The sequence below is a fragment of the Janthinobacterium sp. GW823-FHT03B06 genome (assembly GCF_058796955.1).
Map to the genome: position 1 here is coordinate 181,193 of NZ_JBXAJE010000005.1, position 19,998 is coordinate 201,190.

24 protein-coding genes are annotated in these 19,998 nt (G+C 61.9%); 12 read left to right on the top strand and 12 right to left on the bottom strand.

The annotated features are described in order from the left end of the window. Window positions 1-18 precede the first annotated feature (18 nt). Window positions 19-357 (bottom strand): hypothetical protein, encoded by a 339-nt coding sequence (locus tag AC1RBA_RS18210; RefSeq protein ID WP_492419475.1) that lies wholly within the window; start codon window positions 355-357, stop codon window positions 19-21. Window positions 358-642: 285 nt separating this feature from the next. Between AC1RBA_RS18210 and AC1RBA_RS18215 the strand changes: the two genes are divergently transcribed. Continuing rightward, window positions 643-3,489 carry a M16 family metallopeptidase gene (locus tag AC1RBA_RS18215; RefSeq protein WP_492419477.1) on the top strand — a complete coding sequence of 949 codons (2,847 nt, stop codon included), beginning with the start codon at window positions 643-645 and terminating at the stop codon, window positions 3,487-3,489. Between the two features lie 218 nt (window positions 3,490-3,707). On the opposite strand, the gene AC1RBA_RS18220 is transcribed toward AC1RBA_RS18215, so the two are convergent. The 4 genes from AC1RBA_RS18220 to AC1RBA_RS18235 form a co-directional block, all read right to left on the bottom strand. Beyond that, window positions 3,708-4,346, bottom strand: coding sequence for a YiaD family glycine zipper/OmpA-like lipoprotein (locus tag AC1RBA_RS18220; RefSeq protein WP_436542344.1), 639 nt, complete (start codon window positions 4,344-4,346; stop codon window positions 3,708-3,710). A gap of 213 nt (window positions 4,347-4,559) precedes the next feature. After that, a complete protein-coding gene (locus AC1RBA_RS18225) occupies window positions 4,560-4,706 on the bottom strand; it encodes a lmo0937 family membrane protein (protein WP_121670992.1) in 147 nt (48 codons plus the stop codon). 166 nt (window positions 4,707-4,872) lie between these two features. Next, window positions 4,873-5,118: a hypothetical protein gene (locus tag AC1RBA_RS18230; RefSeq protein WP_070224908.1), complete on the bottom strand. Its 246-nt coding sequence runs from the start codon at window positions 5,116-5,118 to the stop codon at window positions 4,873-4,875. A 165-nt stretch (window positions 5,119-5,283) separates the two neighbouring features. Further along, entirely contained in the window at window positions 5,284-5,949 is a 666-nt protein-coding gene (locus tag AC1RBA_RS18235; RefSeq protein WP_099409907.1) for an outer membrane lipoprotein, read from the bottom strand. A gap of 185 nt (window positions 5,950-6,134) precedes the next feature. Here AC1RBA_RS18235 and AC1RBA_RS18240 point away from each other — a divergent pair, with 185 nt between their 5' ends. Further along, complete coding sequence (locus AC1RBA_RS18240) at window positions 6,135-6,911, top strand: Crp/Fnr family transcriptional regulator (protein ID WP_083293670.1); 777 nt, start codon at window positions 6,135-6,137, stop codon at window positions 6,909-6,911. Window positions 6,912-7,031: 120 nt separating this feature from the next. Here AC1RBA_RS18240 and AC1RBA_RS18245 read toward each other — a convergent pair whose 3' ends face one another. Together AC1RBA_RS18245 and AC1RBA_RS18250 are read right to left on the bottom strand one after the other, a co-directional pair. Next, window positions 7,032-7,250 (bottom strand): YMGG-like glycine zipper-containing protein, encoded by a 219-nt coding sequence (locus AC1RBA_RS18245; protein WP_034758955.1) that lies wholly within the window; start codon window positions 7,248-7,250, stop codon window positions 7,032-7,034. 169 nt (window positions 7,251-7,419) lie between these two features. Further along, window positions 7,420-9,456, bottom strand: coding sequence for an AsmA family protein (locus AC1RBA_RS18250; protein ID WP_492419479.1), 2,037 nt, complete (start codon window positions 9,454-9,456; stop codon window positions 7,420-7,422). A gap of 261 nt (window positions 9,457-9,717) precedes the next feature. Here AC1RBA_RS18250 and AC1RBA_RS18255 point away from each other — a divergent pair, with 261 nt between their 5' ends. The 7 genes from AC1RBA_RS18255 (at window position 9,718) to AC1RBA_RS18285 (ending at window position 14,108) form a co-directional block, all read left to right on the top strand. Next, window positions 9,718-10,122, top strand: coding sequence for a DUF4398 domain-containing protein (locus AC1RBA_RS18255; protein WP_070224911.1), 405 nt, complete (start codon window positions 9,718-9,720; stop codon window positions 10,120-10,122). A gap of 25 nt (window positions 10,123-10,147) precedes the next feature. After that, entirely contained in the window at window positions 10,148-11,047 is a 900-nt protein-coding gene (locus tag AC1RBA_RS18260; RefSeq protein WP_070224912.1) for an OmpA family protein, read from the top strand. A 107-nt stretch (window positions 11,048-11,154) separates the two neighbouring features. Then, on the top strand, window positions 11,155-11,691 hold the full coding sequence (locus tag AC1RBA_RS18265) for a ferritin-like domain-containing protein (RefSeq protein ID WP_070224913.1): 537 nt from the start codon (window positions 11,155-11,157) through the stop codon (window positions 11,689-11,691). Window positions 11,692-11,749: 58 nt separating this feature from the next. Next, a complete protein-coding gene (locus AC1RBA_RS18270; RefSeq protein ID WP_070224914.1) occupies window positions 11,750-12,052 on the top strand; it encodes an ElaB/YgaM/YqjD family protein in 303 nt (100 codons plus the stop codon). An 18-nt stretch (window positions 12,053-12,070) separates the two neighbouring features. Beyond that, the gene (locus AC1RBA_RS18275; RefSeq protein ID WP_070224915.1) at window positions 12,071-12,457 is read left to right on the top strand and encodes a phage holin family protein; all 387 of its coding nucleotides are present in this window, start codon (window positions 12,071-12,073) and stop codon (window positions 12,455-12,457) included. A 21-nt stretch (window positions 12,458-12,478) separates the two neighbouring features. Then, window positions 12,479-12,817: a hypothetical protein gene (locus tag AC1RBA_RS18280; RefSeq protein WP_070224916.1), complete on the top strand. Its 339-nt coding sequence runs from the start codon at window positions 12,479-12,481 to the stop codon at window positions 12,815-12,817. Window positions 12,818-12,953: 136 nt separating this feature from the next. Beyond that, window positions 12,954-14,108 (top strand): patatin-like phospholipase family protein, encoded by a 1,155-nt coding sequence (locus tag AC1RBA_RS18285; RefSeq protein WP_070224917.1) that lies wholly within the window; start codon window positions 12,954-12,956, stop codon window positions 14,106-14,108. 156 nt (window positions 14,109-14,264) lie between these two features. Here the strand turns inward: AC1RBA_RS18285 and AC1RBA_RS18290 are convergent, their stop codons facing one another. The 3 genes from AC1RBA_RS18290 to AC1RBA_RS18300 all read right to left on the bottom strand — a co-directional run bounded on the left by AC1RBA_RS18290 (window position 14,265) and on the right by AC1RBA_RS18300 (window position 15,278). Then, window positions 14,265-14,567 (bottom strand): hypothetical protein, encoded by a 303-nt coding sequence (locus tag AC1RBA_RS18290; protein ID WP_230505895.1) that lies wholly within the window; start codon window positions 14,565-14,567, stop codon window positions 14,265-14,267. A gap of 44 nt (window positions 14,568-14,611) precedes the next feature. After that, entirely contained in the window at window positions 14,612-14,764 is a 153-nt protein-coding gene (locus AC1RBA_RS18295; protein ID WP_010396415.1) for a DUF3309 family protein, read from the bottom strand. A 67-nt stretch (window positions 14,765-14,831) separates the two neighbouring features. Next, on the bottom strand, window positions 14,832-15,278 hold the full coding sequence (locus AC1RBA_RS18300) for an outer membrane lipoprotein (RefSeq protein WP_070224919.1): 447 nt from the start codon (window positions 15,276-15,278) through the stop codon (window positions 14,832-14,834). A gap of 270 nt (window positions 15,279-15,548) precedes the next feature. Between AC1RBA_RS18300 and AC1RBA_RS18305 the strand changes: the two genes are divergently transcribed. The 3 genes from AC1RBA_RS18305 to AC1RBA_RS18315 all read left to right on the top strand — a co-directional run bounded on the left by AC1RBA_RS18305 (window position 15,549) and on the right by AC1RBA_RS18315 (window position 17,766). Then, entirely contained in the window at window positions 15,549-16,103 is a 555-nt protein-coding gene (locus AC1RBA_RS18305; RefSeq protein WP_046682431.1) for a hypothetical protein, read from the top strand. 82 nt (window positions 16,104-16,185) lie between these two features. Further along, the gene (locus tag AC1RBA_RS18310) at window positions 16,186-16,497 is read left to right on the top strand and encodes a BON domain-containing protein (protein ID WP_070224920.1); all 312 of its coding nucleotides are present in this window, start codon (window positions 16,186-16,188) and stop codon (window positions 16,495-16,497) included. A gap of 72 nt (window positions 16,498-16,569) precedes the next feature. Continuing rightward, window positions 16,570-17,766: an AI-2E family transporter gene (locus AC1RBA_RS18315; RefSeq protein WP_492404368.1), complete on the top strand. Its 1,197-nt coding sequence runs from the start codon at window positions 16,570-16,572 to the stop codon at window positions 17,764-17,766. A 62-nt stretch (window positions 17,767-17,828) separates the two neighbouring features. Here AC1RBA_RS18315 and AC1RBA_RS18320 read toward each other — a convergent pair whose 3' ends face one another. Together AC1RBA_RS18320 and AC1RBA_RS18325 are read right to left on the bottom strand one after the other, a co-directional pair. Next, a complete protein-coding gene (locus tag AC1RBA_RS18320; protein WP_070312966.1) occupies window positions 17,829-18,776 on the bottom strand; it encodes a YihY/virulence factor BrkB family protein in 948 nt (315 codons plus the stop codon). A gap of 73 nt (window positions 18,777-18,849) precedes the next feature. Continuing rightward, on the bottom strand, window positions 18,850-19,875 hold the full coding sequence (locus AC1RBA_RS18325) for an OmpA family protein (RefSeq protein WP_070224923.1): 1,026 nt from the start codon (window positions 19,873-19,875) through the stop codon (window positions 18,850-18,852). Between the last annotated feature and the right edge of the window lie 123 nt (window positions 19,876-19,998).

The window sequence follows — 19,998 nt, forward strand, 5'->3', positions numbered from 1 at the left end:
GTGTGTAACCTTGTAAAGTCAGTAAGTATCAAGCTTGCCTGGCGGCCAGTGCCCCAGGGAATCGTGTTGCGAGTGCGTGATGTAGCGGCGGACGCGCGGCGGCCGGGTGGCCTGCCGCGCGTCCGCTTCGGCAAGTGCCCCCGGTCCCGCTTGCCAAATGATGGCGCAAAACGGCGCCCCCTGGCGCGAGGTCGGGTATAGCGTGATGGGGTCGTTGTCGCATTCGTCGGCGTCGCAGCTGTCGCCGGTCAAGCCCGCATGGGCGCCGGGGTCAAGGCAATCGGCGACGAAGGCAGGCGTGGCAGTAGTGCCGGCCGCGACTGCATGCTGGAATGGGGAAGGGCTGGCGTCAGCCATGCTGGCGAACGCCTGGGGTAAGGCAATGAAGACAAAAAGGCAGAGCAGGACGAGAGCTCGTCTCATATACAGGCAGATAGTTCCGGAACCGTGGAGTATAACACGCGCACATAACAGCCCGATGACAGGCACTTGCGTAACTGACAAGCATGACGTAAATTGCGAGAGCAATGATTTCCCTGGGCAGCGAAGACGCAGCGCGGGTCCATGGCAATTCTTGCATTCGTATTCCATTGCGCCCGCTTTTGCGCTTGTCTAATAACGTAGTGCTACCAGGACTCCGATTTGAAACCAATTACCGCCCTCCTGCTTGCCGCCGGCATCCTCTCGCCGTCGTTCATCCTGGCCGCCACCCCGGTCGAAGCCGCGCCGATTCAGAAAACCGGCAAGGCCGCATCGAACCGTGCCGCCGCCGTCAAAGTCACGTCCGTCGAAGGCATCACCGAATACCGCCTGGCCAATGGCTTGCGCGTGCTGCTGTTCCCGGACGCCAGCAAGCCGACCCTGACTACCAACATCGTCTACCTGGTCGGTTCGCGCCATGAAAACTACGGCGAAACGGGCATGGCCCACTTGCTCGAGCACTTGCTGTTCAAGCCCAGCGCCAACTTCGGCGTCAGGAAGGGCACGAAAACCCCTGTCGAGATCCTGAACTCGACAGGAGCCGATTTCAACGGCACCACCTGGTACGACCGCACCAATTACTACGCCACCTTCCCCGCCAACGACGACAACCTGCGCCAGATGCTGGCCATGGAAGCGGACCGCATGGTCAACGCGGCCATCGACCAGAACGATCTGTGGAATCCGAAGACGCAGAAGGGCGAAATGACGGTCGTGCGCAACGAGTTCGAAATGGGCGAGAGCGACCCGATCGGCGTGACCAGCGAACGCATCCAGGCTGTTGCCTACGACTGGCACAACTACGGCAAGTCGACCATCGGCGCCCGTTCCGACATCGAACAGGTCAACATTCCCCGCCTGCGCGCGTTCTACCATAAATATTATCAGCCGGATAACGCCGTGCTGATGGTGGCGGGCCGCTTCGATGAAGCGAAGGTGTTGAAGCAGATCAATGAACTGTTCGGCAAGATCCCGAAACCGACGCGCGTGATCGAACCGACCTACACGGCCGAGCCCGTGCAGGATGGCGAGCGCGCCGTGACGGTGCGCCGCAGCGGCGGCACGCAGTTCGTCGGCGCCGGCTACCACGTGGCGCCGTCCGGCAACCCGGACGCTGTCGCCATCGAGGTGCTCGGTCACGTGCTGACGGACGCGCCCGCCGGCCGCCTGCACAAGGCGCTGGTGGAAACCAAGCTGGCCAGCAAGATCGAATACAACTCGGTGAGCAATCTGGAGCCGGGCTACAACCTGTTCGGCGCCCTGGTGCCCGTCGATGGCAACCTCGACGCGGCGCAAGCGGCCATGCTGAAAGTGCTGGAAGAACTGAAATCGCAGCCGGTCACGGATGCGGAAGTGGCGCGCGTGAAACAGCAGCTGAACAAGCAGGTCGAACTGATCACGTCGAATACGGCGCGCATGACGATCGCCCTGACGGAGTCGCTGGCGGCCGGCGACTGGCGTCTGTTCTTCCTGCAGCGCGACCAGCTCGACAAGCTGACGACGGCGCAGGTGCAGGCGGCGGCCGAGAAATACCTGAAGAGCTCGAACCGCACCCTGGGCCGCTTCATCCCCACGGATGCGCCGGACCGCACCGTCGTGCCGGCCTATGCCGACGTGGCGCCGCAACTGGCCGGCTACACGGGCCGCGCCGTGGTGGCGCAGGGCGAAGCGTTCGACCCCAGCCCCGACAATATCGAAGCGCGCACCACGCGCTTCACCTTGCCGAACGGCTTGAAGGGCGCCTTGCTGCCGAAGAAAACCAAGGGCAATACCGTCAGCGTCGTGTTGAAACTGCAGCTAGGCAGCGAAGAGAGCCTGCGCGGCAAGGGGCAAGTGGGCAGCTACACGGCCAGTCTGTTGTCGCGCGGCACGGATAAGCTGTCGCGCCAGGAAGTAAAGGACAAGTTCGACCAGCTGGGCATGCAAGTGGCCATCTCCGGCGGCGCCGAAGGCGTGACCGCCATGCTGACGGGCAAGCGCGAGAACTTGCCGGCCGCCATGGACCTGCTGGCGCAAGTGCTGCAAAAGCCGGCTTTGAACGAAACGGAATTCCTGGAATTGCAGCGCGAGCGCGTGGGCCGCGCCGAGCAGGAATTGCCTGAGCCGCAACCGCTGGCCGTGAACGCCTTCCGCCGCCTGCTCGACGCCACGCCGGAAGGCCATGTGCGCCACGTGGCCACCTTGCCGCTTGAACTGGCGCAATGGAAAGCCATCAAGGTTGCCGATGTGAAAGCCTTCCATGGCGCCTATTATGGCGCGTCGAACGCCACGTTTGCCGCCGTGGGCGACTTCGACCCGGCCGCGCTGAAGGCGCAAGTGGCCAGCCTGTACGGCAGCTGGAAGACGCAGCAGCCGTATGTGCGCATTCCCGACGCCGTCAAGTCTGTGAGCGGCGAGAAAGTCACGCTGGAAACGCCGGACAAGGCCAACAGCGTGCTGTTCGCCATCCAGCCAATTCCGCTCAAGGATGACGCCGCCAGCTATCCGGCCTTGCTGATCGCCAATCACATGCTCGGTGGCGGCGCCTTGCGCAGCCGCCTGGCCGACCGCATCCGCCAGAAGGAAGGCCTGTCGTACGGCGTCGGTTCGCAAGTGAGCGTGCCGTCGCGCGAACCGGCCGGCTACTGGATGGCGTATGCCATCAGCGCGCCGCAAAACACGGTCAAGGTGGAAGCGGCCCTGCGCGAGGAAATCGCCAAAGCGCTGGCCGACGGGTTCTCGGAAGCGGAACTGGCCGAGGCGAAAAAGGGCTGGCTGCAATCGGAAGAAGTAAGCCGCACGCAGGACAGCGCTCTGGCCAGCGGCCTCGCCAGCTACCTGGCGCAAGACCGTACCATGGCTTACGACAAGGACCTGGAAGCGAAAGTGGCCGCCTTGACACTGGCGCAAGTGAACCAGGGCCTGCGCGAGTACCTGAAGCCATCGGCCGTCTCGATCGTGACGGCGGGCGACTTTGCCAAGGTGGCGAAAGAGGGCGACAGCGGCGCCAAGGCAACGACGTCGAAATAAGCTACTTCAAAATAAGCTGCTTTAAATGGAAAAAAACCCGTTGGCAAGTGACCTTGCCGGCGGGTTTTTTTTACGATCTTGATTTTGATGTCAACGTCCCGACACCGAACAAAACCGTAGCGAGCGGAAGGGAGAGGTGGCCGAGAAGCGCAACCGTACTCTGGTACGGTGAGCATCGCAGGCCGCCTATACCGACGCGCAGTAGGTTTGGTTCGGTGTTACCCCCGTGGGGCTAGCTCGGCTACGTAGATTTCGACGCGGCGATTGCGTGCGCGTCCGGCCGCATCCGCATTCGAGGCGATCGGCTCGCGGGCGCCGCGGCCTTCCGTGACGACGCGCGTCGGCGAGACGCCGCGCATGGCCAGGTAGTCGCGCGTGTGGGCCGCGCGTTCCACCGACAGCGGTTCGTTGATGGAATCGCTGCCCGTGCTGTCCGTATGGCCGATGATGCTGACCGTGGTGTTCGGGTTTTCGTTCAGGGTGGCGGCAAAGCGGTCGAGGATGGGGCGGAAGTTGCCCTTGATGTCGGCGCGGTTGGTATCGAAGGAAATGTCGCTCGGGATTTCCATTTTCAGGCGGTTATCGGCCGTTTGCGACACTTGCACGCCTGTGCCCTGTGTCGCTTGCTCCATCGCGCGCTTCTGGTTTTCCATGCGGTTCGACCAGATATTGCCGACCACGGCGCCAGCTGCGGCACCGATCAGCGCGCCGCCGGCCGTGCGGCCGCTGCTGCCGCCACCGGTGGTGCCGCCGATCAAGGCGCCCAGGCCCGCGCCGATGCCGGCGCCCGTGGCCGTGCCACGTTGCGTCGAGGACATATCCGCGCAGCCGGTGGCGGCCAGTGCGATCACCAGCATGCCGATCAGGGATGTGGCGCCAGGGCCTTTTTTGAATGCTTCTTTCATGGATTTTCTCCTTGTTTTGTTATTGGGACATACCCAGGAATTACCTGCACACGTTACTGCAAAATGCCGCAGTGTGCCAGTGCGCGCACGCTGTACGCAAAAGGCGGAAAAAGGGCGGCGCCCGTTTGCACGCGCGCCGCCCCTGTCTGGCCAATGGAGTGGCCTCTATAAACCGCGCCCGCTGATCAGACGCAACAGGATCATGATGACTGCCACCACCAGGAGGATGTGGATGAAGCCGCCAATGGTATAGGAAGTTACCAGGCCCAGCAGCCAAAGAATAATGAGTACGACGGCGATTGTATACAGCATGATGTGTCCTCCGAGAGTAATGTGTGGATGACGGCGGCTGCCTTGGCCTTGCGCCGTCATCAGTTTTTGTCATTGCGCAGCGACCGGGTCGCTGAACGCTTATGCCATGACTAAGTGTCTACTTTGTTTTCATTGTGTTCTGTACGCTGTCGTACACAAGGCTCAACTAGCGGGAGCGGTCGGCGTGTTCATCGGCCATGCCCGGTATCCAGGCCAGCATGCCGGCCATGCCGACGGCGCCGGCCAGGCAGCTGACCATGCCGCCGGTCAACAGCAGCATGACGCCAAACACGGGCGCGCTTGTTTGCACGGGCGCCAGGTCCAGCGCGCAAAAGCCCAGCGCCGTGGCCAATATGCCGCCACCGATAAAGCCGAGCCAGATCCGGTGACTGTTTGTCTTGTCGTTTTCCATCGCACCTCCTTGAAGATATTCGTTGAACTTTCTTGAATGCATCATCTCGCGGGATGGCAAACTCATCTGTACGCCAACGAACATTGTCAAAAAGAAAACGCCCGGACAGGCCGGGCGTGTGTTGAATTTGCAACTCATCGCGGCAGCGGCGCCGCCGCGCTCCGCTTAGCCCATGGCGCGCAAGCCGCCGTTGACGACGCGCACGCGGTCGCCCTGGCGCCAGTTCGGCGCGGCGCTCTGGTGCACGGTGCGCGTCTTGCCGTTATCGAGGCGCACGACGATGTTGTAGCTGCGCGTGGCGCGCACGCTGCCTTCGATCTGATTGCCGGCCACGGCGCCGCCCACGGCGCCCAGCACGGTGGCCAGCTGCTTGCCGTGGCCGCCGCCGACCTGGTTGCCCAGCAAGCCGCCGACGACGGCGCCGCCGGCCGCGCCCACGCCGCTGCCTTCGGCGCGTGTATTGACTTCATGGATGGCTTCGATCACGCCGCAGTTGCTGCACACTTGCGGTGCCGGGGCAGCCGCGTATTGCTGTTGTGGTTGCTGCTGGGGCTGCGGCTGGCGCACTGGCTGCTGCTGTTGCTGCTGTTGCTGCTGAGGCGGCAGGGCGGCCAGCGGCTGCGCACCGGCAGGCTGCAGGTTCGCTGGCGGCTGGTTCGCCTGCAGGTTGGCCATCTGTTCGGCCGAGGTGCCGGCCGCCAGTGGCCGGCTGTCGCTCTGGGACGAAGGCAGCCAGCCCATCAGGGCCGCCGTGCCCACACCGCAGAACAGCAGGACGGCGACGGCGGCGGCAAGTACCAGCGGATGGAGGGATTTGGTGGTGGTGGTCATGGAAAGCTCCTTGGTTTTTATAAATAATGAAATGGGTAGTGCGTGTTATCCGTGCGATTCGCGTGTATTGCCAGTGTGCTGTGCTGCTTGCTTCGCTTCCGTGCGTCACCGTACATACATGGGCGGTACTGCACCGTAGGCTAAGTAAAAATTATGTCGAGTTGTAACGACACCAAGGAAAAGCAATGCCACTAACGAACGCCAGCATGACCCTGTCCCGCGATACAGGCCGATCCGGCCTGGGGTCGTCCGTGGGCGCGCCTGACGCCGGCAACCGCTTGCTGGCCAGCCTGCCCGAGCACGATTTGCGGCACTTGACGGCGTTGTTCGATACGGTCACGGTCGAGGTAGGCGAGGTGCTGTACGAACCGGGCCAGCCTATCGGCCACATTTATTTCCCCCGCGACTGCCTGATCTCGCTGTTGGCCGTGGCGGAAGGCCGCATGACCTTGGAAGTGGGCTCGGTCGGCCGCGAAGGCGTGCTGGGCGCGTCCGTCGCGCTCGGTCATGAGCTGGCGCAAGTGCGTGCCGTGGTGCAACGTTCCGGCATGGCCAGCCGCATCGCGCGTGCCGATTTCTGCGCCGAGTTCGCGCAGCTCGAGTCCCTGCAGCGCTTGCTGTACCGCTACACGGATACCCTGCTGGCGCAAGCCATCCAGATTGCCGTGTGCAGCCGCTTCCACGTGCTCGAGGCGCGCCTGGCCCGTTCGCTGCTGATCACGCGCGACCGCCTGCAATCCGAAAAATTTCACCTCACGCATGAATTCCTCGCCCATACCCTGGGTGTGCGGCGGGTCGGCGTGACCAAGGCAGCGAGCGCGCTGCAACAGCAAAAACTCATCACTTACAGCCGCGGCAATATCGAAATCCTTGATTCCGCCGGCCTGGAAGCTGTCTCCTGCCGCTGTTACGAGCTGGTCAAGGACAGCGGCACCATCGGCATGGCCAACGTCTTCGTCTGACTTTCCTCGCTTGCCTTGCATCAGGCTTGCCTTCATCCCGCCTGCTTTTATCCTTGTGCCGCAGACGCAAAAAAGCGGGGCGGGCGCCTGCGCACCCACCCCGCTTTCTTGAGCAATAAATTACTTCGGCTTGACCTGGTTACCGATCACGCCGCCGACAGCGGCGCCGCCGACTGCGCCGACAGCGCTGCCGCCGGTCAGCACGGAACCGGCAACGGCGCCGACGCCAGCGCCGATGGCTGTGTTTTTATCCTGGCCGGACATGTTGGCGCAAGCCGTCAGGCTCAGCAGCAGGGCGGCAACGGAAGTGGTAGCGGCGATTTTTTTAATGATTTGCATGATAGTTCTCCTATGAATTCAGACCTCGTGGCGCCGGCATGGTATGGGCCGGATGACTTCGTGACGCCGTGTGTTTCAGGCACGATCACAGCATAGGATTGCGGCAAGGCAGGGTCTGTTCGGCAACGCACATAGGGGTGTAACAATTGTAAAGGCGCCCACGCCGCGCTCAGCGCACCTTGCGCACGGCTTTCCCCGGCTTGGGCGCCACCGGTTTCACGCGCGCCTGGGCCAGCAGGGCCGCGCACTCGCTATCTTCGACGGGGCCGGTATTGACCAGCGGCAGCAGCGCCGCCACTGGCGCCACCACGGCCAGCGCCAGTGCGCCGCCGGCGCGCAAGGCCAGCACGCCCTTGTCGACGCTCACGTCGGGCTTGCTGAAAGTGCCATGCACGTACAGGGGCGAGCGCAGCGAAAAGACGCGCAAGCCCTTGCTGTCCGGCCGCAGGGTCAGGTCCAGCCGTTCATCGGCCAGGTTCACCGTGCCATCGATATGCAGGACGGCATCATCCGTGTCGACGATAAACTGGCGCGTCTGCATCAATCCTTTGGTGACGGCGAAATCGGCGGCCATGCAGTTCAGCTTGACCTGCTTGTCGCCAGACAGTTTGGCCAGCACGACACTGCCGATATTCAAGCCCATTTCTTCCAGCAGCAGCTTGCTGATGCTGCCCCGGTTGATCAGCGCGCGCACTTCGCCGTTCGAGCTGCCCAGCAGGGTGGCGACGGAATTGCCCGTGGCCGACAGCGAAGCGTCGCCGTTGATTTCGCCCACGCTCGCTTGCAGGGCGGGCAGACGGGGAAACAGTTGCTGGATGTGCAGATGGCGCGCACTGGCCTTGAGTTCGGCCGCGATGCCGTTGGCGATGACCTTGCCGCTGCCGTCGAGCTTGATTTGCGACGTCAGGGTGCCGCCCGCCACGTTGAAGTTGAGCGGCGTCAATGACAGCACGCCATCCGTCAGCACCACATGCGTGTCGAGCTTGCTGATTGGCAGCTCGGCATCGCGCGTGATCTTGTCGGCCGTGTAGCGCACGTCGGCGTCCAGGCTGGTCCAGCGCTCCGTCTTGAACGTTTCCACCGGCAGCACGCGGCCGGCCGGCTGCGTCGATGCCACGCCGCGTTCCTTCTTGCTGGCGCTGGAATCGGCGCCCACCAGCGGGCCCAGGTCGGAAAATTGCAGCAGGCGCGAGTGGACTTCTCCCGTCAGGCGCTTGCGCGGCGTGCTGGCGGAAAAGGCCAGCTTGCCACTGATGTCGCTGGAACCCACCTTACCGGTGAACTTGTCATACACCCATTCACCGCCGCGCGGCGCCAGGGTGCCCGTCAAATGGCCTTCCGTGCTGAAGTGCGGCGTTTCCGGCAGCAGCACGCCCGTCAATGGATACAGGCTCGCCATGCTGGGTCCCGATAGCTTCAGGCGCACGTCGAGCGCGGCCAGCTTGGCCGGACGCGTCAGGGTGCCTTCGATGGCCATGCTGCTGCCGCCCGCGCGCATGTCGGCCTGGATGGGGAAGGGCGTGCCTTGCTGCTGCAGCGACAGCACGCCGCCGGCCTTGCCGCCGCCCTTGACGCTTTCGCCATGGTATTTTCCCGACAGCGTCCAGGCGATGCCGTAGCGCGCATCGTTCGCGATGGTGTCGACATCGGCGCGCATCGCCGTTTTCGTGACAGCATCGTCCAGATACACGGTGCCCTTGCTGAAGACCACGCCTTGCAATTCCAGCTGCCACGGCGATGGCTGCTCCTGTTTGTCGAAGGTCCAGTTGTTCTTGCCGTCCTTGTTGCGCAGCAAGCGCACCTGCGGCGTGTCGAAGCGCAATTGCGGAATGATGATTTTCTTGTCCAGCAGGGCCAGGGGATTGAGCGAGAACGCCAGCTGGCTGACGGTGGCCAGCTGCGCCCCGTCGTCCGTCCCGGGCATGGTGCTTGGGTTGCCCAGGCGCACATCCTTTGCCTGCAGGTGCGGCCATGGCAAATAGTCGCGCCAGCCTTGTTTGCCTCCCGTCGCGGGCTGCTGCCACGTCAGCGTCAGGTCGCCTTCGATGGCGAACGGTCTCCCCAGCGCTTCGCTGGCGCGCGCATTGAGCCAGGGCTTGGCGCGGTTCCAGTCCATATTCATCAGGACGATGGAGGCGGTGACGGGCAGGGCGATGAGCACGGCGGCGCTGGCGAGGGAGATTTTCTGACGGCGGGACAGTTGCATGGTAGACGATTCTTTCTGGACAAGTATTCACGATGCTACAGGAATCGCTCCTCAGCCGGGCCCGTTTCTCGCTTTTACGGTCCGGCACGTGCGCTGGCGCACGTTGCCGATGCAAGTATTGTCGATTTCTTACTCTATGTGCGGCACCGAACGGATATGCGGGGAGCCGGAGCCTATAACGTCTACATCAAACGCCGTTCCTGATTCCAGCTGCACCGAAGTATGAACCCTAACGCTTACACATTCTCCAGGAGAAAAAAAATGACAAACCGAGATTTCAAGATTTCCCCACTGGCCGCCCTGGCCGCCTGCGCCACGGCCGTTGTCCTGATGACGGGCTGCTCGAGCCTGAAAACGCCAGCCACGGCCGATGTCGCCGTGTCGCGCGCCGCCGTCGATAACGCCGCCAGCGCCGGCGCTGCCGACCTGGCACCCGATGAAATGCGTTCGGCCCGCGAAAAAATGCGCATGGCTAACCAAGCCCTGAAAGACCGTGACTACAAAACGGCGCGCGACCTGGCCGACCAGGCGCAAGCCGATGCCAAGCTGGCGCAAAGCAAGGCCAACTCGGCCAAGGCCACCAGCGCCGCCGATGAAATCAACGAGAACATCCGCGTCATGCGCGAAGAACTCGACCGTGCCAATCAGCAAGCCCCGAAACAATAACCAAGAATAAGAACAGGATTCCATCATGAAAAAAGCTACTTACACCACCATTCCCGGCCTGCTGGCCATGGCCGCCCTCGTTGCCGCCTGCAGTTCCGCACCGACCACCACCAGCCTGCTCGACCAGACCCGCGGCGACTACATGGCGGCGCAATCGAACCCGATGGTATCGACCTATGCGCCACGCGAATTCCGCGAAGCGAGCGCTGCGCTGGAAGCGGCAAACGCCGCCGCCACGCGCCAGGAAGATAGCGAAAAAGTCGACAAGCTGGCCTACCTGGCCAAGCAAAAGATAGCCACGGCGCAAGAAGTCGCCAAGCAGAAAGCGGCCGAAGCCGATATCGCCAACGCGGGCAAGCAGCGCGACCAGTTGCGCCTCGATGCGCGCACGCAGCAGGCTGACCAGGCCACGGCCCGCGCCCAGACGGCGCAAGCGGATGCGGAAGCGGCCAAGGCCCAGGCTCAGGCTGCCGAAGCATCGGCCCGCGATGCGCAAGCGCGCGCCGCCGGACTCGAAGCACAGCTGGCCGACCTGGCCGCCAAGAAAACCGAACGCGGCATGGTCATTACCCTGGGCGACGTGCTGTTTGGCACGGACAAGGCGAACCTGACGGCCGATGGCGTGAATACGGCGCGCAAGCTGGCCGAGGTGCTGAAAAACAACCCGCAGCGCACCGTGCTGATCGAAGGTTTTACCGATAGCACGGGCGGCTCCGCGCACAACCTGGAATTGTCGCAACGCCGCGCCGAATCCGTGCGCAATGCGCTGCTGGAGCAAGGCATCAGCCGCGACCGCATCGCCACGAAAGGCTATGGCGCCGCCTATCCGGCCGCCGGCAACGATACGGCGGCAAACCGCCAGCTGAATCGCCGTGTGGAAATCGTCTTGTCCGAGGACAACACGGCCATTCCCGCCCGCCGTTAAAACACCAGGCCAAACTACGGTTTTTGCCTGGCGTTTGATTTGTTCGTAGGCAGCACCGGCCGCTACTTGGCCGGTGGATACCCATGTAATACTTGAAAGGAAGCATCATGACCCAAACATCTGTTGAGATTCCAGCTGGCATCGATACGGCCGCCATCCGCGCCGCCGCCAAAAACCTGGACGACGGCGCCGTGACGGCCGGCTACCAGGGCGACCGCCAGGAGTTGATCACCCTGTTGAATGGGGCGCTGGCCACCGAACTGGTGTGTATTGCGCGCTATAAACGCCATTACTACACGGTGAGCGGGCGCGACAATGGCACCATCAAGGCCGAGTTCCTTGAGCATGCGCAGCAGGAGCAGGAACACGCCGACTGGCTGGCCGAACGCATCGTGCAACTCAATGGCAAGCCAGATTTTAATCCTGCAACATTGCTTGCGCGCAGCCATGCCGAGTATGATGACTCCGAAGACGTGCAAAGCATGGTGCGTGCCAATCTGATCGCGGAACGGGTAGCGATCGAGTCGTATCGCCAGATGATCGTCAAAATTGGCGACAAGGACCCGACCACACGCCATTTGTTGATCAAAATCATGGCTGTCGAAGAAGAGCACGCCGATGACATGCGCGATCTAATGGAATAGTGTTTTTGAGTAAAGTAGGTATAGTAACTACATTCATCCACAGCTAAGGAGCTAAACCATGTTGGAAAACAATATCACCACCGTCAATAACGATGTCAAAACCCTGGTCAAGGATGCGCAAGCCCTGTTCAGCGCCGCTGCCGCCCTGACCGGTGAAAAAGCCGATGAAGTGCGCATCAAGGGCATGAAAACCCTGGACGCTGCCCTGGCCAAGGCGCACGAAGCGCAAGCGTCGGCCATCGTTGCTACCAAACAGCTCGCCTCCCAGGCGGACGGTTATGTCAAGGAAAACCCATGGCGCACGGTAGCCGTCGCCGCTGGCGTCGGCGTACTGGTCGGCTTCATCCTGGGCCGCAAGTAATCCATTGTCAGGAGCGATATGGACAAGTCTGCTTCGTCTCACCAGGGGCCGGGATTGATCGGCTCGGTCGCCGGCCTGGCCAAGAACGCCGTCGGACTGATGTTGTCGCGGCTGGAACTGGCCACCATCGAACTGTCGGAAGTGCGCAATCACATGCTGCAGCTCGTGGTCATTTTCGCCCTGGCGACAGTGGCGGGCTTGTTTGCCATCGCTTACGGCAGCGTACTGATCGTTTTCCTGGCCTGGGATAGCCTGGGCTGGAAGATCCTGGCGATCATGACGGTCGTATTCGTACTGCTGGCCATCGCGCTGGTCATGTATGCGCGCGCCATGCTGCGTCAAGGAAAGCTGTCCATGCCTGCCACCATGGCGGAATTGAAGGCCGACCGCGACATGCTGATGTAAGCGGGCTCACGAGGAGAATTCATGTCGGAAACCGACAAACTGGCGGCGCAAGCCGCCCGCAAGCGCCTGCTGATCGCCCAAGGCGAAATGTATCGCGTGGGCATCGTGCATGCGCGCGCCAACGTGGGCTATGCCCTGCGTCCCGAATCGCTGCTGCAGGGCGTGGTCGAAACGGCGGTCGGCTTTGCCGGCCACCGCGTCGAGTCCTTGCTGGCGCCGGGCGGCATGCGTTTGCAGGGCGCCATGCCCTACGTGCTGACGGCGCTATCGTTTATTGGGCGCAAGAAGCTGGTCAAGCCGGCCCTGGTCCTCGTGGCCGTGGCCGCCGTGGCCGCCAGCTGGCTGCGCCGCAAGCGCTGAACGCCAGCCGTGTTGCACAGGAACGCCGTCATTGACGGCGTTTTTTTTGCCCGTACCCAACGTCCGGCACTGGCAGGCGCAATCCCTTACAATGATTCACGCCGCATTTTGCGCGGCGCACAGAGGGGCCATCTTGATGACGAATTCAAAGACACCGATCAATCAGTTAAATCCCTCGCGCCTGCGCATCGTGCTGGTGCTGCAGGGCGGCGGCGCACTGGGCGCCTACCAGGCCGGCGTCTACCATGCGCTGCACGAACATGGCCTGGCGCCCGACTGGGTGGTGGGCACCTCGATCGGCGCCATCAATGCCGCCATTTTGGCCGGCAACAAGCACGAGGACAGGCTCGTGCGTTTAAAACAGTTCTGGCAGCGCGTGGCACACCGCGACAGCGTCGACATGAATCTCGTTTCAGACCAGCAGCGCCGCTCGAACATCTGGCTGGCCACGCTCGATACGGTGTTGCGCGGCGTGCCCGGCTTCTTCAAGCCGCGCATTTTCAGCCTGTTCTCCGCAGGAATCGCCGTCAAGCCGGAAGAGGCCAGCTTTTATGACACCAGCGAGCTGGCCAGCACCCTCGAGGAACTGGTCGATTTCGATTACCTGAACCAGCCCGGCGGCATGCGCCTGACGGTCAACGCCCTGCGCGTCAAGTGCGGCAGCCTCACCAGTTTCGACAGCCAGCAGCAGCCGCTGACGGCGGACCATATCCGCGCCAGCGGCGCCTTGCCGCCCGGCTTTGCCGGCGTGCGCGTCGATGGCGATTTATATTGGGATGGCGGCCTGTATTCGAACACGCCGCTGGAAACCGTGCTCGACGACACGCCCCACGTCGACACCCTGGTCTTCATGGTCGACCTGTGGAGCTCGGAAGGGCCGGAACCGACCACCCTCGACGAAGTGCAGACGCGGCAAAAGGACGTCACCTTCGCCTCGCGCTCGAAACGCCATATCGCCGACTATGTCAATACGCACACCTTGCAGCGCAAATTGCGCGAGCTGTACGCCGGCCTGCCCGACACAAAGCACAACCGCCAGCAGACGGAAGAGCTCGTAGCGTTGGGCTGCGACAGCACCATGCACATCGTGCGCCTGCCGTATGCGGGGCGCGACTGGCACATGGCGGCCAAGGATATCAATTTCTCCAAGGGCTCCATCGAGTGGCGCTGGGAGCAGGGCTACCAGGATGGCTTGCGCGCGATCAAGGCGGCCGGCTGGCTGGCCTTCGTCACGGAAGACACGCCGCTCGTGGTGCACGAACTCCCGCCCTATGAGCGCGATGCGGCTTAGTGACGCCTGTCAAAACCTGCTGCGCGTCGGTATAGGCGGCCTGCGATGCTCACCGTACCTTCCGTACGGTTGCGCTTCTTAGCCACCTCTCCCTTCCGCTCGCGACGGTTTTGTCAGGTGTTGCAATGTTGTTCAGCGTCGCAACAGCACGGCGCATCACTGCGGATGCGCCGCTGCACGCAGTTTTTCCGCGTTCGCCATGTCTTGCCGGTAAGTATCTTGCGCGTCCTTCAGGCAGCTGGCGCGCGTGGCGGATGGCTCCAGGCGGCACGCTTTTTTGGCCTCGGCCAGGGCGGCGGCGATTTCCTTGCGCAAAGTGCGCAGCTGGGCTTGCGCCGTGCTGTCTTCCTGGTACCAGCGTTGCGGGTCGCCCGGCTGCGGCGAGGCCGTCTGCGCCAGTGCCATCGGCGCCAGGCTGCAGGCGAGCAGGGTGGCCAAGAGTGTATTGTGGATAGTCATGATATTTCCTCCTTGAAATAAAAAAGGCGCCGTAGCGCCTTTTTTTACAACCTGCCCGTCAGTAATAGCAGGATCAGTATCACTACGACCAGGCCGGCGATGCCGCTGGGGCCGTAACCCCAGTTGCGGCTATGCGGCCAGGTAGGCAGGACGCCGACCAGGGCCAGGATCAAGATGATCAGAATGATGGTGCCCATGGCAACTCCTTGTTATGGTACGACTCATGCGAGATGGCGGATGCCTGCTGACAAGCTCCGCCGAGAATTAATAGCGGTAGACGCGGCCGTCGACGACGCGCACGCGGTTGCCCGGGCGCAAATCATTCGCGTTGTCCTGCACTACGGTACGGTATTCGCCGTTGTCGAGACGCACACTGATCTGGTAGGCCTGCGCCTGCTGCCTGCGGCCTTCGACCTGGTTGCCCACGACGCCGCCGGCGACGGCGCCCGCCACGGTGGCGGCCGTGCGTCCGCTGCCCGAACCGATGGTATTGCCCAGCAGGGCGCCGGCGATGCCGCCGACCACGGCGCCCGCGCCGCTGGTTTGACCGCCACCCTGCACGATCTGGATGGAGTCGACGGTGCCGTACATGGCGGACTCAGGCTGGTTGGCCGGGTAATATTGTTGCGACTGGGTAGGGCCGGTGGCACAACCGCTCAGTACGGCGGTTGCGGCGAGCATCAGTGCAGCCAAGGTGGCGTTGGTTTTCATTTTATTCTCCTGACGAGGTGAGGGTGTAGAGCCATCTTAGTCATGCCCCTGTCCCCGGTCTGTACGCTGCCGCACGTACTTATTTGCAGTCGAAAAGGGTAGTGCGGGCTGGAGCGATCCGGCAAAAACGTTGTTATTTCTCCATATTGCCCTTCCGCTTTCAAAATAAATTACTTGTGTACGGCAGCGTACAGAAGAGCGGCGACTATCCACGTAAAACGGTAGTCATGCCAAGCAGACATGCTTGCTACCACCAGGGAGAAATACAACATGAACAAGAATAAGCTTTTCACCGCCATCGTCGTCAGCCTGGCATGCGCCGCTTGGGGCGGCCAGGCAGTGGCGGCCACGCCGGAAGCAAAAGCAGCGTACAAGGCGGCCAATGAACAGGCTGGCCTGAATTACAAACTGGCGCATGCCGAGTGCGAAAAAATCACGGGCAACCCCAAGGATGTCTGCATCGCCGAAGCGAAGGCCGTGCGCACCTACGATGAAGCCGTGGCCCAGGCGCAATACACGAATACGCTGCGTGCCTACACCAAGGCGCGCATCAAGATTGCCGATGCCAATTACGATGTCGATCTGGCCCGCTGCAATGCGCTGACGGGCAACGACAAGGATGTCTGCGTCAAGCTGGCCAAGTCCACCAAGGTGGCGGCCCTGGCCGACGCCAAGGCGGACAAGAAAGTCATCGAAGCGCGCAGCGATGCGCGTGAAGCAAAAAGAAAAGCCGAGTACAAGGTCGCGACAGAAAAATGCGATGCATTGGCCGGCGCAGCCAAGGATGACTGTATCAAGGCTGCAAAAACCCAGTTTGGCTACTGAGCTCCCTCCGGCGCGCAGTCACCACACTGGTATAAGAAGCTCATTGTGAGCACATTGATTGACCACTCCTAAGGAAAAAACCATGAAATTCACTAAATCTATCGCTACTGGCCTTTTCGTCGCTTCCCTGTTCGCCGTTGCAGGCTGCGCTTCGACCCCAACCAAGGAAGGCACGGGCGAATACCTCGACGACGCCGCGATCACCACCAAAGTGAAAGCCAGCATCTTCAATGAGCCTACCCTGAAATCGACGGAAATCAACGTTGAAACCTTCAAGGGCGTGGTTCAGCTGAGCGGCTTCGTTGCCCAGCCAGCCGATGCCGCCAAAGCGGGCGAAGTCGCCCGTGGCGTCAAGGGCGTGAAGTCGGTGAAAAACGACATCCGCGTCAAGTAATGGCCTGACCTGCCGCAGCGGCCAGCCTCACGGCTGGCCCTGTGGCCTTCCACCGACCGTCGCGGGAATCGCATGCATACCCAGCCTTCAGATACCCCGCCCGATCCGGTGGCGGCTGCCTCCACCGAGCCTGCCGGGCCAACTCCCGGCGCGCCCGTGGAGCAGCCAGACTCAACCTTGCGCTTGCCGCTGCATGTCAATGCGCGTGGCATGGCCTTGGGCATCATCGCCACCGTCAGCTTTATTTATGCGCTGCAGTGGGCACAGAAATTCCTCATTCCCGTCATCTTCGGCATTTTCATTGCCTACACCCTCAATCCCGTTGTCGCCTGGCTGGAAAAGCTGCGCCTGCCGCGCGCCATCGGCGCCACGGCCGTCACGGCCCTGATCCTGTTCGGCTCCATCGTCGTGGTCGAGCGCGTGCAGGGCGAATTCGAATCCATCGTTGAAGAGTTGCCGGCCGCCACGCATAAACTGTCGCGGCTGATCGCCGCCAATACGGGCGGCAAGAACAGCACCTTCCAGAAGATGCAGGCCGTGGCCAATGAAATCGAGCAAGTGGCCGCCGGCGCCGAAGCGCGCCGCAACAACCGCCGCGCCGCCGCGGCCGAGGCGCCCAACTTCAAGATCATGGACTGGGTCTGGGCCGGTTCGCTGGGCCTGGTGGGCTTCCTCAGCCAGGCCACCATGGTCATCTTCCTCGTATTCTTCCTGCTGCTGTCGGGCGACACCTTCAAGCGCAAGCTCGTCAAGCTGACGGGACCGTCGCTGAGCCGCAAGAAGGTCACTGTGCACATCCTGGAAGACATCAACACTTCAATCCAGAACTATATGTTCATGCTGCTCGTCACGAATGTCTTGCTGGCCGTCCTGATGTGGATCGCCCTGCGCGTGATCGGGCTGGAAAACGCGGGCGCCTGGGCCATCGTGGCCGGCTTGCTGCACATCATGCCGTATTTCGGCCCCTTGCTCATCACCATCGCCACGGGCCTGGTCGCCTTCCTGCAGTTCGAATCGCTGGAAATGGTCTTGCTGGTGACGGGCACGTCGATGGCCATCGCCACCCTGGTGGGCACCTTTGTCACCACCTGGATGACGGGGCGTATCGCGCGCATGAATCCTACTGCCGTGTTCGTCAGCCTGCTGTTTTGGGGCTGGCTGTGGGGCGTCTGGGGATTGCTGCTGGGCGTGCCCATCATCGTCATGGTGAAGGTCGTGGCCGAGCGCGTGCAAGGCATGGAAGTGGTGGCGGAACTGCTGGGCGAATAGCTTGCGGCAAGGCCAAGAACAACGGCGCCCGCGGGCGCCGTTGCTGCATCCAGAGCGACACCTTACGACTGGTGGCGTTTCAGTATCTTCACTTGCACGTCGCCGTCTTCCGTCTTCGGCATATCCTTCATGCTGCCCAGCTGCAGGGCGAACTGGCGTGTAAATTCGGCGCCCAGGAAGAAGATTTGCGCCGAGTAATACACCCACAGCAGCAGGGCGACCAGCGAACCGGCGGCGCCATAGCTGCTGGCCACGCCGCTATTGCCGATATACACACCAATCGCATATTTCCCCAGTGAAAACATGAAGGCCGTGCCGATGGCGCCGATCAGCACGTCGCGCCAGGACAGGCGCACGCGCGGCAGCATTTTATAGATGACGGCAAACAGGCTGGCGATGACGGCAAAGCCGATCAGGTTCGACAGGATGGTAAACAGCACGGCAGTGTCTTTCCACACGCCTTCCCAAAAGTTGGCGAGGATGGCCATGGCGGCGTTGACCACCAGCGACACCATCAGCAGGAAGGCCAGCACCAGTACCAAGCCAAACGACAGCAGGCGCGTGCGCACCATGTCCCAGGCACCCGCTTCCTTCAAGGGTGGCACTTGCCAGATTTCATCGAGACTGGCCTTCAGTTCGGCAAAGACGCTGGTGGCGCCAAACAGCAGCAGGGCGCTGGCGATGAGGGTGGCGATGCGGCCCTGTTCATGGTTTTTCGCGCCGGCCAGCACGAGCTGGATGGCTTCGGCGCCCTGCGTGCCCAGCAAGCCCTGCAGTTGCCCCATCAGCTCGCCGCGCGCGGCGGCCGGGCCATAGAAAAAGCCGGCGATGGCGATCACCAGTACGAGGATGGGGGCGATGGAAAACAGGGTGTAATAGGCGAGGGCGGCGCCCTTGCTCGAGGCGCGGTGTTCCAGCCATTCGGTGACGGAGCAGTAGACGACGCTGCGCATCTGTTTGCTGAACGGCGCGAGACCGGCCAGTCTGGGATAGCGGGTAAAGAAATTCATGATGGCTTTCAATGCAAAAAAGGGGCGCGAGCCCCTTTTTTTTTAATTCACAAGTGGCGTACCACTGTCGAGCTTACTGCACGCGGCGTTCGATGGTGATTTGTTCCACTTCAACGCGGCGGTTAGGTTCCAGGCACTTGATCAGGTCGGCACGTTTCTTGTTGTTGCACTCCACGACCGGATTGGTCGAACCCTTGCCTTCAGCCGTCAGGCGGTTGGCGGCAACACCGTGGGCGACCAGGTATTCCTTGACTGCATCAGCGCGCTGCTGCGACAGTTTCAGGTTGTACTTGGGCGAACCGATACGGTCGGCATAGCCACTGATGACGACGTTGTTGACGTCCGGCGCTGCGTTCAGCACGCGTGCGATTTCGTCGAGCTTGGTTTGTGTCGGGCCCAGCTTGGCGCTGTCGAACGCGAACAGTTCCGTTGCCGACATCGTCACTTTTTCAAAGCGTGGTGGCGGTGGCGGCGGTGGTGGCGGCACGACCACGACGACTTCTTCACGTACTGGCGGCGGTGGCGGTGGTGGCGGCGGTGCAGGCGGTTTGTCGAACGCGTAGTTCAAGCCCACGGTGACGTAGTAGTTGTTGGACTTGCTGCTCGGGTCGAACGTATTGCCGCGCAGGAAACCGTGCACATTGCGCACGTCAGCCTGCAGGGACAGCTGCTCGGTGATGCTGGACTGGAAACCCAGGCCCACGCTCGCGTATGGCGAGCTCTTCGTGCGTTCACCGAAGGCGAAGCTGGTGTCCTTGTCGCGCTGCATGCCGGCACCGACCAGCAGGAAAGGACGGAAGGCTTTGCGCGAGAACATGTACAAGCCGTCTACGCCCAGCGTATTTTGCTGGTAGCGCTGACCGCCATCCTTGGAACGCGCATACGTGGTGCCCAGCTGGATATCCCAGTCCTGGGAAACAGGCTTACCGAAACGCAAGCCTGCGCCATAACCGGTTTTATCCGTGGCGAAGTCGGAATCTGGCTTGAGTGCGTTGATGCTAGGTTGAATATACCAGGAGGGATTGATTTCCTGGGCCTGTGCGCCGAGGGCGGAGCACAGGACTGCGGCGGCAACGGCGATTTTTTTTAGATTATTCACAAGTAACTCCCAACGTTGATAAGAGATTTTCTCTACGGCATCAAAGACACATCTTGCTACACGTGCTATTGCTAGATATAGACCACACTTCCAGGTGCGCATTCTTGTGATAAATGCACTGCT

What these genes read in the sequence shown, in the direction of transcription:
- AC1RBA_RS18210 (WP_492419475.1), bottom strand. Translation starts at nt 357, where the DNA reads ATGGCTGACGCCAGCCCTTCCCCATTCCAGCATGCAGTCGCGGCCGGC.
- AC1RBA_RS18220 (WP_436542344.1), bottom strand. Translation starts at nt 4,346, where the DNA reads ATGCTGGTGATCGCACTGGCCGCCACCGGCTGCGCGGATATGTCCTCG.
- AC1RBA_RS18225 (WP_121670992.1), bottom strand. Translation starts at nt 4,706, where the DNA reads ATGCTGTATACAATCGCCGTCGTACTCATTATTCTTTGGCTGCTGGGC.
- AC1RBA_RS18230 (WP_070224908.1), bottom strand. Translation starts at nt 5,118, where the DNA reads ATGGAAAACGACAAGACAAACAGTCACCGGATCTGGCTCGGCTTTATC.
- AC1RBA_RS18235 (WP_099409907.1), bottom strand. Translation starts at nt 5,949, where the DNA reads ATGACCACCACCACCAAATCCCTCCATCCGCTGGTACTTGCCGCCGCC.
- AC1RBA_RS18240 (WP_083293670.1), top strand. Translation starts at nt 6,135, where the DNA reads ATGCCACTAACGAACGCCAGCATGACCCTGTCCCGCGATACAGGCCGA.
- AC1RBA_RS18245 (WP_034758955.1), bottom strand. Translation starts at nt 7,250, where the DNA reads ATGCAAATCATTAAAAAAATCGCCGCTACCACTTCCGTTGCCGCCCTG.
- AC1RBA_RS18250 (WP_492419479.1), bottom strand. Translation starts at nt 9,456, where the DNA reads ATGCAACTGTCCCGCCGTCAGAAAATCTCCCTCGCCAGCGCCGCCGTG.
- AC1RBA_RS18255 (WP_070224911.1), top strand. Translation starts at nt 9,718, where the DNA reads ATGACAAACCGAGATTTCAAGATTTCCCCACTGGCCGCCCTGGCCGCC.
- AC1RBA_RS18260 (WP_070224912.1), top strand. Translation starts at nt 10,148, where the DNA reads ATGAAAAAAGCTACTTACACCACCATTCCCGGCCTGCTGGCCATGGCC.
- AC1RBA_RS18265 (WP_070224913.1), top strand. Translation starts at nt 11,155, where the DNA reads ATGACCCAAACATCTGTTGAGATTCCAGCTGGCATCGATACGGCCGCC.
- AC1RBA_RS18270 (WP_070224914.1), top strand. Translation starts at nt 11,750, where the DNA reads ATGTTGGAAAACAATATCACCACCGTCAATAACGATGTCAAAACCCTG.
- AC1RBA_RS18275 (WP_070224915.1), top strand. Translation starts at nt 12,071, where the DNA reads ATGGACAAGTCTGCTTCGTCTCACCAGGGGCCGGGATTGATCGGCTCG.
- AC1RBA_RS18280 (WP_070224916.1), top strand. Translation starts at nt 12,479, where the DNA reads ATGTCGGAAACCGACAAACTGGCGGCGCAAGCCGCCCGCAAGCGCCTG.
- AC1RBA_RS18285 (WP_070224917.1), top strand. Translation starts at nt 12,954, where the DNA reads ATGACGAATTCAAAGACACCGATCAATCAGTTAAATCCCTCGCGCCTG.
- AC1RBA_RS18290 (WP_230505895.1), bottom strand. Translation starts at nt 14,567, where the DNA reads ATGACTATCCACAATACACTCTTGGCCACCCTGCTCGCCTGCAGCCTG.
- AC1RBA_RS18295 (WP_010396415.1), bottom strand. Translation starts at nt 14,764, where the DNA reads ATGGGCACCATCATTCTGATCATCTTGATCCTGGCCCTGGTCGGCGTC.
- AC1RBA_RS18300 (WP_070224919.1), bottom strand. Translation starts at nt 15,278, where the DNA reads ATGAAAACCAACGCCACCTTGGCTGCACTGATGCTCGCCGCAACCGCC.
- AC1RBA_RS18305 (WP_046682431.1), top strand. Translation starts at nt 15,549, where the DNA reads ATGAACAAGAATAAGCTTTTCACCGCCATCGTCGTCAGCCTGGCATGC.
- AC1RBA_RS18310 (WP_070224920.1), top strand. Translation starts at nt 16,186, where the DNA reads ATGAAATTCACTAAATCTATCGCTACTGGCCTTTTCGTCGCTTCCCTG.
- AC1RBA_RS18315 (WP_492404368.1), top strand. Translation starts at nt 16,570, where the DNA reads ATGCATACCCAGCCTTCAGATACCCCGCCCGATCCGGTGGCGGCTGCC.
- AC1RBA_RS18320 (WP_070312966.1), bottom strand. Translation starts at nt 18,776, where the DNA reads ATGAATTTCTTTACCCGCTATCCCAGACTGGCCGGTCTCGCGCCGTTC.